Source organism: uncultured Algimonas sp., from assembly GCF_947498175.1.
GTDB lineage: Bacteria > Pseudomonadota > Alphaproteobacteria > Caulobacterales > Maricaulaceae > Litorimonas.
In genome coordinates, this window is sequence record NZ_CANMJB010000002.1 from 64192 (window position 1) to 76130 (window position 11939).

The window sequence follows — 11939 nt, forward strand, 5'->3', positions numbered from 1 at the left end:
GACGGGGTCGCCCGCCTTTTCGTGTTTTCCCGCTCGGACCGACCAGCCCTGGCTTCCGGTCCCCGCCGTCCGAAGGGTCGTACACCCCCCTCGTGCCTGGCGAAGAACGGGCCCAACATACCGCACATTCGGGTAGTTAGGATATAATTCCCAAATTAATTTCGCAAACCCAATGATTTCAACGCCGAGCGCGGGCCGATTAAGGGGCATAAACGCGGATGGATTGCATTCGGCCCCGTTTCAGGGCCCTGCTCCGTTTCAGGGCCGTATTCCGTTTCAGGGGCGTCGAACGCTTCGACGCGCCATCGCGCCGTGCGCCGCGTGAACACCGCCGGGCCGGGCCGCATCGCTCGCGTCAACAGGTCGTGCACCCGGGCCGGCCGGCTCGACGTGTCGGCGAAATCGACATGGTGGTGCGCCAGCACCAGCCGCCCACCCGGTGCCAGCCGCAACCGCCGGCCGAGCCGGGCGATCTCCCGCGGCGTCAGGTAATAGAGGACTTCCGCGATCACGATCAGGTCGAACGGCGTATCCGGCGCGCCGTCCGGCAACAGCGCCCGTTCGATGCTGACGCGCGGACTGCCGGCGCGCGCCCGGGTCAGGGCCACCGCGCTGGGCGCGCCGTCCAGCGCGTGCAGGCGCAGCGCCCGCGCCGCGAGCAGGCGCGTGTTCGACCCGTTCCCGCAGCCCAGTTCCAGCCCGCGCCCGCGCGTGCGGCCGCAGGCGTGGGCGACGGCGCGACGCTTCACCGCTTCGTCGCGGCGCTCATACGTTCCCCACGGGTCGGGATCGGCCCGGAACACGGCCTCGAACCCGTCGATGCGGATCGGGGCGCTCACAGGTGGAACCGTTCCACCGGCGCGGTGAAGCGCTGGAACAGAGGCTGGTCGATGGCGAAATTCCAGTCCGCATCCGTGATCGCGCCCAGCTGCGTGGCGTAGTGCAACAGCGCTTCGGCCTTGCGCACGCGGTAGGGCGCGATGTCGATCGCCAGCTCGGCATCCGGCGGCGGGCGGCGGCCGTCTTCATGCGGCCAGACCAGATAGTTCAGTACCCGCGCCCGCGTCCGGCCCCGGCATATATGGTGCGCCGCGCGGTGGTCGGCATGGTTGTCGAAAGGCGACGGCAGGGCGACCGCGTCGAAGGGCCGGGACAGCAGCGCGTCGAGCCGGTCCGGCCGGTCCCACCGGTCCGATCCGCCGTCCGGCAGGTCCATGAAATGCACCCGGTCCCCGGCCACGCCCAGATGGGCCAGCGCGGCCCGGCTTTCGCGGCGGCGCGCGGCGCGCAGGCGGTGCGGCGGATAGGCCGCCGATCCCGGATGGGACGCCGCGCCGTCGCTGACGATGGCGACCGTGACCCGCCCGCCTTGCGCGCGAACGTGCTGGATCAACCCGCCGCAGCCGATCACCTCGTCGTCCGGATGCGGCGCGACGACCAGCAGGTCGCTGATGGTCGCAGGGTTCATGCCGTGTTGAAGTCCAGACCGCCCGTCGGTCCGTTCGCCAGCACGGCTTCGGCGACCGCGTCCAGACTGCCGTCCGGGTTGGGCTGGCGGATATAGACGGCCAGGTCAGACAGGTGCGTGGCCAGCGGATGCGGGTGCATCAGGCCCGACAGGCCGACGGCGCGCTGCACGCGCATGATCTGGCGTTCCGCGCACTCCAGCACGCGGTGCCGCGCCGCGTCCACGCGCGGCAGCAGGTCCGGATCGGACGGCTCGTAGGCATGGGCGGCCATCATCACCGCGTCGATGGCGGTCTGGGCCTCCGAGAAACTTTCGGCGATGCGGCGCCGTTGCACCGGGTGCCCGGCGCGTTCGCGTTCCGTCAGCGCCGCCACCAGCCGGTCGTGCAATCCCGCCACCGCGCCCGCCTGCACGGCGGCGAAACGAAGCCCGCCGCCGGAAAAGTGCGGCTGGCGCTGATACAGCCCCGGTCCGCCCACGGGACCGGCGCGCGCCGGGCGCGCTCCGTCCCAGCTTACGATATGGGTTTCCGAACGCTGCATCCCGACCGGCTGCCACCAGCTGCGGTCCGTGCGCGATGTCGCCTCGTCCAGTTCCACCAGCCACATCCGCACATGGTCCGGACTGTCGGCGCGGGTCGTGACCAGCGCGTGGGTCAGCAGCCCCGCGCCCGAGGCGAAGCTCTTGGCCCCGCGCAGGCGGCCCTCGTCCTCGCGCAGCGGATTGCCGCGATGGTCGTTGTTCCAGACCCCCGCGCGGTGGCCCCGGCGCTGGGCGGTTTCGGCCCAGCCGCGCTGGTCTTCGCTGCCATAGAGGCGGACCAGTTGCAGCGCGTTGACATGGCCTTCGAACAGGCGGCCAAGTGCGGCGTCTTTTCGCCCCGCCGCGATCATGCGGCGGATGGTGCGCGCGACGCTGGCGGGATCGTCATAGGTCAGGATGTCGTCCGTGCCGAGCGCGGCGAAGCGGGATTGCAGTCCCTCCGGCGTGAACGGCAGGCGCGGGTCGTCGGGCCTGTCGTCGGCCAGTTTTCCGGCTGGGGCGGAGTCCGCGTCCGACGACCTGTTGCGAAGATCGGGCATCAGACCGCCGCCATCTGCCGGGCGGGCGCGTCCATTTCGCGCGCAAGGATCGCGCGCGCCTGATCCAGCGCCATGTCGGGGGTTAATTGCGGATCGGGCAGGGCCTGCGTGACAAAGGCGTCGGCGGAACGGGCCCGGTTCCAGGCCCGCTGCACGGCCATCCGGTCCAGCCCGAGCCGGTCGGCCGCCCGCGCGACCCGGCCGGCATCGTCATGGGCGAAGCCCCGGCGCAATTCCGCCGACAGCTGGTAGAGGTGCAGATAGCGGCGCGGATCGACGACCTTGAAAGGCTCGCCGCGCGCGGCCTGTGCGTCCTCGCGCACCAGCGCTTCGGCCAGCCCGCCGCACGCCCGGCCGGTGCGGCGCGAACTGGTCAGCACGCGCACGGACCGGTCCTGGCGCACGCGGTAGCCCCAGCGGCGGGCCTCGGCGACCATGCGCGTATCCTCGTCGCTGGGAACGGACGGGCAGCCGCCGATGGCGTAGTAGACGTCGCGGCGCAGGGCGATCGACGCGCCGTAGCCCTGGGGGTGGGGATCGGGACTGTCATGGGCGACCGGGTCGATGCGGCGGCGCGCCCGGTGCAGGTCGTGGTAATGATGCTCGTGCGGGGCGCGGATGACGTTGCCCTGATTGTCGTCGCGCCAGATGTCGCCGCAGACCATGTCGGCCTCGCCCATCAGGGCGCGCGTTGCGCTCAGCCAATGGCGGTCCACCAGCGTGTCGGCGTCGGTCGTGAACAGGATCGCCTCCTCGACGGGAAAGGCGCGCGTGCCTTCCTGCAGCGCGGCCCGGCGCACCCGGCCGGCATGCGGCTGCGGATGGGCGGGCAGGTCCAGGATGCGGATCTCCACCGGGAAATGGCGTTTTCGTTCTTCGAGGATGTCGCGGCTGTCGTCGCCGTTTCCGTCCAGTGCGACGACGAGGCAGCCGCGCGGGTCGCGCAGGTCCCGGAACGCCGTCGCCAGCGCCGACAGAAAGCCGGGCAGTCGGCGCGCCTCGGCCTTGGCGGGCACGCAGACGATGCAGGGCGCGCGGTCATAGGCGCGCGGCCCGTAGCGGCCCGTGCGGGGCGGGACGAAGTCATATAGGTCGGCGTCGTTCATGATCCGGCTCTCCCATGTTCCTGTCCGCAGGCGGTTTCCCGGACAGTTTCTCAGTCAGACAGTTTTCGGGCGGTCCGCCCCGACCGGGAGCCGGACGGATGTCGCCACCTTGTATTACGAACGAGGCGGCGATCCGTTCGCGGCCAAATCCGAACCGAATGCCTGCGGTTAAGCGGTCGCGTTCGAAAACAGCCGCGGACTTATCAACGCCTTCGAAGGATTTTGCGATTATGACGGCGCGCGCGGGGGAGAACGGGATAGACCGTATGAAAGCCTTGATTGCACGGTGGGAAGCGTTTCTCCGCCTGGACCGCCTGACGACCGCGTCGGCGAAATTCCGCGCGCGCACCGTCTATGTGACGGCGCTGGCCTTCCTGGCGACGCAGATCGTCAACGCCGTCCAGATGTATTTTTCCTATGGCGGGTGGATCCTCGACCATACGCTGCTGGTGCTGGCCGTGACAGGGCTCAGCGGATCGGCGCTGACGCTGCGCTACCATGCCGATTTCGATGTGTTCGCGGTGCTGTGGGGCGGGATCATCCTGATCGGGGTCGGCGGCACGGCCATTCCGGCCGGGGTCGGCATCAATTCGGCCCTGCTGTCCAACATGGTCGTCGGCATCGTGCTGGTCGCGATCCTGGGATCGCGCAGATCGTTGCTGCTCTACTGCCTGGGCGCGGTCGTGCTGACGGGCTGGCTCCACGTCAATGCGGCCGGGACCGACATCGCCGTATGGTCGGACCCGGACTATGTGGCGTTGCGCAACACGCAGCGCACGATGCAGACCGGCATCGCGATCGTGCTGGTCGGGGTGGTGATGGCGCTGCTGTCCGTGTCGCTGAACGGCCTGTTCCGGTCGCTGGAACGCAGCCTGGCGGCCGCCCGCGCCGCCGAAGCGGCCAAGACGCAGTTCCTGGCCGATATGAGCCACGAGCTGCGCACGCCGCTCAACGGCGTGCTGGGCATGAACCAGCTGCTGCTGCGCAGCGATCTGGACGACCAGCAGCGCGGCTATGCCCGCATCGTCGACGAATGCGGCAGCGGCATGATCCACGTGATCGACGACATTCTCGACCTGTCGCGGCTGGAAGCCGACCGCATCACGCTCAAGCCGACGCCCTTCAATCCCGCCAAGATGCTGGATTCGCTCGTCGCGCTCCACCAGGCCAATGCGCGCGCCAAGGGCTTGCGCCTGCACCTGTCCGTCGAACCGGGCCTGCCCGACATGTTCGTGGGCGACCATGGCCGCCTGCGCCAGATCGTCGGCAATCTGATCGGCAATGCGGTGAAGTTCACCGACGCAGGGTTCGTCGCGGTGAGCCTGCGCGGCCAGGCCATGGCCGATGAGCGCTGGTGGCTGAACGTCTTCGTCCAGGACAGCGGCATCGGCATCACGGAAGACCGCCTCACGCGGATCTTCCACCGGTTCGAACAGGCCGAAGACGGGCTGGCCAACACGGTGCGCGGCTTCGGTCTGGGCCTCGCCATCTGCCGCGAGCTGGCCGATCTGTTCGGCGGGGAGATCACCGTGCGGTCCGAGCCGGGGCGCGGCTCGCTGTTCTGCGTCGCGGTCCCGCTGGAGGTCATGCGCCGGGAAGACGGCGCCCCGCCGCTGATCGAGGATGCCGCCGCGCCGCCAGGCGAGCGCCTGACCGGCTAGGCGCCGTCCAGGATGGCGGCGACGGCATTCGACAGCGACGTGTCGTCGATCGGCTTGGTCAGCACGCGGGTGCCGTCGAGCTCCGCCGGAATATCCAGCCCGGAGCCGTAGCCCGTGACGAACAGGAACGGCACGCCGTCCGTCTTCAGGCGGCGGGCGATGTCGAAGGACACGACCCCGCGCAGGTTCATGTCCAGCACGGCGAAGTCGAACGTCTCCCGGTCGAGCATTCGCATCGCTTCCTTGACCGTGCTGCAGGTCTCGACCACCTCCGCGCCCAGCTCGGTCAGGCTCTCCACCATGTCCATGGCCAGCACCAGATTGTCCTCGACCAGCAGCACGCGGCGGTCGCTGGCCGCCATCTCGACCTTGCCGATCATGCCGACGACGCCGCCGTCCGGCGCGGTCTCGTCCTCGCTGATTTCCGTCAACGTATCGGGCGGCAGGGTGAAGTCGAAGGTCACGCCGCCTTCCGGGTAGGCCAGATCGGCGGTGCCGTCGAATTCGTAGGGTATGGCGCGTTCGATCAGCGACCGGCCGAAGCCCTGGCGCTCCGGTTCCGTCACGCGCGGCCCGCCCAGTTCCTGCCAGTTGAAGGCCAGCCCGGCGTCCGAAAGCGACCAGCGCGCCCGCACCAGCCCGTCCGGCGTGCTGAGCGCTCCGTATTTGGCGGCGTTGGTGACGACTTCGTGGAAGACGAGCGCGACGATCGGCGCGACATCCGGGCGCAGGCCGATGCGCGGCCCAGCGAGCAGGTATTGCGCGCCGTCCGGGCTGGCATAGGGTTTGAGCTCGGTTTCCAGGATGCGGCGCAGCGAAACGCCCTTCATCGTGTTCGACACGGCCAGGTCGTGCGCGGCGGCCAGGGCCGCGATGCGCTGCTCCAGCGCCTGCGCGTAGCTTTCCAGCGAGGCGGACGAGGACTTGGCCTGCCGCGACAGCGAACGGATCAGGGCGAGGATGTTCTTCACCCGGTGATTGAGTTCGGCGATCATCAGGTCCTGCTGGCGCTGGTGGTTGACCAGGTCCTTGTGGCGCAGCATCTGCGCGCGCTCGCCCTTGGCCGTGATCTGGGTCAGCAGGATCTGCAGTTCGCGCCCGGCCTCCTTGTCGAAGGCGGACCAGTCCATGCTCCAGCCGTCCTGTTCTTCCAGATAGGCGGCGAAGCTCTGGCGCGGGTGCAGGCGGGCGCCAAAATGGCCGGTGACGATGGTCTTTTCCGGCTTGCCGGCCCAGTTGACCTTGCGGGTCTTGCCGTCCCGGAAGAACATGAGCTGCAGCGGGTAGGCCGCCGTGCAGCGGATCAGCATGCAGCCGGCCGAATGGCCGGCATCCGCGTCGCCCACCCATTTCCCGTGCACCAGCGACGACGTGCTCTCGATCAGGTCTTCTTCGTCGGGCTTGCGCGCCGCGATCACGCGAATGAGGTCGGAAGACGGTGTGGAGCCCAGGACCTGCACCCGGTCGTCGCGGATGACCGCGACGCCGTCGCTTTCGACGACACCTTGCAGGATCGGGCCGAGGTCCGCGAAGGCGTGCAGCAGATCGGTCGCCGCGTCGGTTTCGGCCAGGATCCGGCTGCGGCTCTGGCCCGCCATGGCCCGGGCCGAGGACCGTTCGACCTCGATCTTCTGCTGGATGACGAGGGAGATGAGCTGCCCGAACAGTTCGACCGCGATGCGCAGGTCCGATCCGATCGTCTTGTCGCTCATATGGTGGCAGGCGAACATCCCCCACAGGCGTCCCGCGACCACCAGCCCGATGGTCAGCGTCGCGCCGACGTTCATGTTCTTCAGATATTCGATATGGATGGGCGAAACGCCGCGCAGATGCGCCAGGCCGAGGTCGAGCGGCGGCAGGTCATCGGTCACGGCCAGCACGGGCACGGGGTCGGCCGCGACGTCCGTCAGGATGCGGACGGGGTTCTTGATCTGCAGCGCCCGCGCCTGGACCGGCACGTCCCAGGCCGGGTAACGCAAGCCGAGAAAGCTGTCGGCCTTGGCGGCACGCGATTCGGCCACGACTTCGCCGTCGCCATTGTCGGCATAACGGTAGGCCTTGACGCGGTCATAGCCCGTCAGATCCCGCAGGCCGTGCGTGCAGACCTTCAGCAGGCCCTGGATCGTGCGCTGGTGGCTGGCCTTGTCGAGCAGGACGCGCATGCGTTCGACCGGCGAGCGGCGGTCCTCGCGCGGCGGCTCGGCCGGCTCGAATTCGATCACGGCGAGCTTGTCCGGGTTGCGGTGCGCGAACAGCTCCACCCGGACGCCGTCGCGCATCATCGACCCGACACGTTCGCGCTGGCGCGCCGCCGTGGACATGCTCAGCATGTTGCGGATGTCGTGGACGAGCTGGCGCCCCAGCAATTCGACGAAATCCGTGCCCAGCAGGGTGCGCGCCGGAAGGCCGAGCACGTCGGCCGTGTTCGCGCTCGCATAGTCGATGCGGACCATGTCGAGATCCCCGGCCAGCAGGCAGCCGAACGGCTGGATCTGTCCGGGCGTATGGATCGGTTCGGCGTCGCAATTGTCGAGCGCGAGCTGTTCGTCCTGACTCAGAAAGGCTTTGGCCATCCGTTCCTCGATCTATTGGGCCGCGCCGTCCATCGCAGACTTGAGCGCGCCTGTTAACAAAGCGGTCCGGCGGGCGATAGGGCGCCATCGCAGCCCTTTCCTACGGGCTCTGAAGCGGAGCGTTATCCTCTGGCCACACGCCCGCCAAGCGCTATAGGCCACGGTCGTGAGCGAATTGAGACAAAGATTGCGCCGGGACACGGCGGACAGCCACAATCGCATCGATGCGCGCATGGGTTCGCTCGACCTGACGACCGTGGGCGGCCTGTCGAAGCTCCTGTCGGCGCATTACCTGGTGCAAAGCCTGTTCGGCGCCCTGGCGGACGAGAGGTTGGAGTTCCTGCCGGAGCTGAGGCGCGATCTCGATGCGCTCGGCACGGCCCGTCCGGTCTGGACGGACCCGCCGGGCGCGCAGGGCGTCCATCCGCTGGGCTACCGCTACGTCGTGTCGGGCAGCCATATGGGGGCGCGGCTGCTTCACAGAGACTGGATGCAAGCACGCGACCCGCAGGTCCGTGCCGCCGGACGCTACCTGCAGGCCAATCTGGACAGTCGCGCCTGGCCGGACCTGCTGGCGGAAATGAAGGCGGCGGACCCGGCCGCCATCGACGCCGACCATGTCGTGGCGTCGGCGAACCGGGTGTTCGAAGCCTATGACCGGGCCGCGACGGAGCTGGGGATCGGTCGGGGCGGGGGTGGCCGTCCGGCCGCTCCGCCTCAGTCCGCCGGGGTCGGGCCGAAGACGAGCGACTGATGAGCGGATCCCCCTGCCGCGCTGCCGGTGCCCCTAGCCATCGGCACGTTGACGGGCGGCGTGGCAAGGGGCTGAGCGATATCGAGAGGATCGACATGGAGCCGCACCTGCGAAACTGATACGCGGCCTTCCTCGCCCGGCCGAGCATGCCCCGTCACAGCTATCCGACCATGATGAAGGGCCTCGCCAAGGAACTTCCCCGCACATCGCAAGTCGACTGGGCGGCTTGAGATAGCTTCCGGACGCGCCCGCCGATCTCGCGGAGTTGGCTTTTCGGATCGGTTTGCGGCGTCGCCGGTCAAGCGACCGGAAGCGCCGGGCTGTCTCACACGAATGACTGCCGGACCGCCAATCCATTACGGCGTGAGCCCATGCGGGAATTAAACTTACGACAGGCGTCGTTATGGGGTTTACATCACGACACCTGTCGTCTAACAGGCGGGCATGACATCGATCGCCAAACCGTCTCCGGCCGAAACCGCCATCCTCCAAGTGCTGTGGGAGCATGAGCCCTGCAGCGTGAAGGCCATTCACGAACGTCTCAGCCAGACCAAATCCGTCGGATACACGACGACGCTCAAGCAGATCCAGCGCATGCACGACAAGGGCCTCGTCACCCGCGTGCCGGGCGAGGGAAAATCCTACGATTACAGCGCGGCCGTGGACGAGGCGTCCACCAAGTCGCGGCTGTTCGACCGCTTCGTCAAGACGGCGTTCGAGGATTCCGTGCCCGATCTGGTGATGCACGCGCTCGGCACCGACAAGGCCAGCCCGGACGATATCGAGAAGATCCGGGAGTTCCTCGAAAAGCTCGACAAGACATAAGCGCATCGCGCTCTAGAACCGCCCGAAGGACCGGGCGGACAGGACATAAGGGGAAGACGCCATGTCGCTCAACATTACCGCACTTTGGGACGCGCTCGGCTGGGCAATCCTGCACAGTCTCTGGCAAGGCGCGCTGATCGGGCTTGTCGTCTGGCTGCTGCGGACGCTGGCGACGCCGCGTCGCGCCTGGCTCGGCTATCTGATCGGCATGGGCGGTCTGGTCGCGACGCTGGCCGCCTTCCTGGCGACCTTCGTCGTTCTGACCTACCGCCACGCCGCAAGCTGGACGCCCATCACGTTTGCAAGCCCGGCCGGGGCGGGCCCAGCCGACATGGGCCCAGCCGATATGGGCCACGCCGGTGCAGGCCTCGGCGACGCCGCATCGGTCGGCATGACCGGCATGAGCTTCAACGTGTTGCCCGTTGCTGGACCGCAGGGCGACCTGGCCGCGGCCATCGTGCCGTGGCTCGGCATGATCTGGGCGGTCGGTTTCGTCTTTCTCGGCCTGCAGGCCTACCGTGCCTGGGCGCTGACGCGCGAACTGGCGACGCAGGGTCTGCGCACGCCCGGCGACCGCTGGACCGCGCGGTTCGACGCTCTGATCGCCCGCAGCCGGGCGACCGCGCGTGTGCGTCTCTTCGTGTCGGACCGGGTCGCGGGGCCGATGACGGTCGGCGCCTGGCGTCCGGTCGTGCTGGTGCCGCTCGGGTTCCTGACGTCGCTTCCGCCCGCGCAGGTCGAAGCCATATTGCTGCACGAACTGGCGCATATCCGCCGACACGACTTCCTGATGGGACTGATCCAGACGGCGATCCGCACCGTGCTCTATTTCAACCCGGCCGTGATCCTCATGTCGCGTCAGATCGACGAGGACCGCGAACAGGCCTGTGACGACGTGGCGGTGTCCGTCACCGGCGCACCGGACGCGCTGGTGCGCGGGCTCGCCGCCTTGCGTCTGGGCGCAGAACGGCCGATGGCGCGCGACATGGCGCCGAACGCCGCGCTGGCCATGGCGGCCGATGGCGGCGCCGGGGCTGGCGGACCGGGGGCAGGTGGATCGGGGGATGGTGGCCCGTTGCTGGCGCGCCTGAACCGCCTGATGGGACAGCCAGCGCCGCGCCGCGCCTCCAACCGCCTGTCGGCCGCGGCCGTCTCGGCCCTGATGCTGGGCACGGCCGCCTGCGGCACCGTGTCGATGGCGCAACCGCAAGCCGACGCCGCGGCGACCGGTCAGTCCGCGCAAGGTCTTTCCTCCGAGGGCCACTCCGCCGAAGGTCTGCCCGACACGGTCGTGCTGGCCGACGCCGCGAACGCGGTCGTCTCGACCAGGACCGACGCGCCGAAGGTCTGGACCACCCCTCCGAGCGTCGTTCCGCCGGTCGTCTCGGTCGGAAGTGACTCCCAGAACGTGTGGATCGCCCCTCCGGGCGTCATTCCGCCGATGCCGGTCATGCCGCCTATGCCCGATATGCCCCCCATGCCGCAAATGCCCGACGTTCCGAACGAGCCGGCCCCGCCCGCGCCCGATTTCGCCGACTATGGCAGCGAAGTGGCGTTCGAAACCGCGATGGAGGCTTGGAGCGAGAAGATGGAAGACTGGTCCGAGCGGTTCGAGGACAGCTTCGACGCCGACTGGGAATGGCGCATGGAGGCGTGGGAGGACGAGGTCGAGGCCCGCTTCGAAGGCGACTGGGAAGCGAAGATGGAAGCCTGGGGCGAGAAGATGGAGGACTGGGCCGAAATCGTCGAGACCGTCTCCGAAGATCATGCCGAGGCGATGGTTCGGAAATGGGTGAATGTGGACACTGACGCCATCCGCGAGCAGGCCCTGCGATCGGTCGAGCAGTCGCTTGACCATCTCAAAGGCGAAGCCGACCGGGCCAAAGCCCAGGTGGACCGCGAAGCCGACCGGGCCAAAGCCCAGGTGGACCGCGAAGCCTCCCTTGCCGAAAGGGCCAGGGACAGGGCGCAGCACGAAAAGGCGCGCGCCGAACGTGCCAAGGGCGAAGCAAAGCGCGAGAAAGCGCGGGCCCAGCGTGCCAAGGACAGGGCGCAACGCGAGAAAGCGCGGGCCCAGAGCAGGGCGCGGAAGACCCAGGCGAAACATATCGAGGCCTCGAACGGCACGCTCATGATGAACGGCCGCCAGATGGACATGGAATCGTTCCATGCCGACTTGGTCGAGGCCCTGGTGTCCGACGGCTTGATCCCGAACAGGAACAGCGCAGCCAAAGTGTCTCTGAGCGACGGGGTCTTCGAAGTCCAGGGTCGCGAGGTTGGTCAGGCCGTGTCCGCTCGCTATGCGGAGATATTCCGGCGGGCCGGCTTCCGTCTCGAAGACTGCATCGACATCCGGTTGCGACCGGGTACGATGAGCACGACCTTTTCCGGCAATGCCATCGAGAAAACCCACGAAGACGGGGTAACCATCACGGTCTCCACCGCCGGTTACAAACACACCCAGTAAGGC

At 68.4% G+C, this 11939-nt stretch carries 9 protein-coding genes; 4 read left to right on the forward strand and 5 right to left on the reverse strand.

Annotated elements, in window-relative coordinates; all coding sequences use genetic code 11:
- Window positions 1-155: 155 nt before the first annotated feature.
- The 4 genes from Q0718_RS02835 to Q0718_RS02850 are packed head-to-tail and all read right to left on the reverse strand — an operon-like array spanning window position 156 to window position 3656.
- Window positions 156-839, reverse strand: a complete 684-nt coding sequence (locus Q0718_RS02835) for a class I SAM-dependent methyltransferase (protein WP_298913147.1) — start codon at window positions 837-839, stop codon at window positions 156-158.
- Window positions 836-1468 carry a PIG-L family deacetylase gene (locus Q0718_RS02840; protein WP_298913150.1) on the reverse strand — a complete coding sequence of 211 codons (633 nt, stop codon included), beginning with the start codon at window positions 1466-1468 and terminating at the stop codon, window positions 836-838. Before Q0718_RS02840 ends, Q0718_RS02835 begins: the two co-directional genes overlap by 4 nt.
- Window positions 1465-2550, reverse strand: a complete 1086-nt coding sequence (locus tag Q0718_RS02845; RefSeq protein WP_298913153.1) for a hypothetical protein — start codon at window positions 2548-2550, stop codon at window positions 1465-1467. The genes Q0718_RS02840 and Q0718_RS02845 overlap by 4 nt, the downstream gene beginning before the upstream one ends.
- Window positions 2550-3656, reverse strand: coding sequence for a hypothetical protein (locus Q0718_RS02850; RefSeq protein ID WP_298913156.1), 1107 nt, complete (start codon window positions 3654-3656; stop codon window positions 2550-2552). The genes Q0718_RS02845 and Q0718_RS02850 overlap by 1 nt, the downstream gene beginning before the upstream one ends.
- 266 nt (window positions 3657-3922) lie before the next feature.
- Between Q0718_RS02850 and Q0718_RS02855 the strand changes: the two genes are divergently transcribed.
- Window positions 3923-5317 (forward strand): ATP-binding protein, encoded by a 1395-nt coding sequence (locus tag Q0718_RS02855; protein WP_298913159.1) that lies wholly within the window; start codon window positions 3923-3925, stop codon window positions 5315-5317.
- On the opposite strand, the gene Q0718_RS02860 is transcribed toward Q0718_RS02855, so the two are convergent.
- The gene (locus Q0718_RS02860) at window positions 5314-7890 is read right to left on the reverse strand and encodes an HWE histidine kinase domain-containing protein (RefSeq protein WP_298913162.1); all 2577 of its coding nucleotides are present in this window, start codon (window positions 7888-7890) and stop codon (window positions 5314-5316) included. The genes Q0718_RS02855 and Q0718_RS02860 overlap by 4 nt on opposite strands.
- Before the next feature lie 166 nt (window positions 7891-8056).
- On the opposite strand from Q0718_RS02860, the gene Q0718_RS02865 reads away from it, so the two are divergent.
- The 3 genes from Q0718_RS02865 (at window position 8057) to Q0718_RS02875 (ending at window position 11936) form a co-directional block, all read left to right on the forward strand.
- On the forward strand, window positions 8057-8644 hold the full coding sequence (locus Q0718_RS02865; protein WP_298913165.1) for a biliverdin-producing heme oxygenase: 588 nt from the start codon (window positions 8057-8059) through the stop codon (window positions 8642-8644).
- 444 nt (window positions 8645-9088) lie between these two features.
- On the forward strand, window positions 9089-9469 hold the full coding sequence (locus Q0718_RS02870) for a BlaI/MecI/CopY family transcriptional regulator (RefSeq protein ID WP_298913168.1): 381 nt from the start codon (window positions 9089-9091) through the stop codon (window positions 9467-9469).
- A gap of 61 nt (window positions 9470-9530) precedes the next feature.
- A complete protein-coding gene (locus Q0718_RS02875) occupies window positions 9531-11936 on the forward strand; it encodes a M56 family metallopeptidase (RefSeq protein ID WP_298913171.1) in 2406 nt (801 codons plus the stop codon).
- Window positions 11937-11939 lie beyond the last annotated feature (3 nt).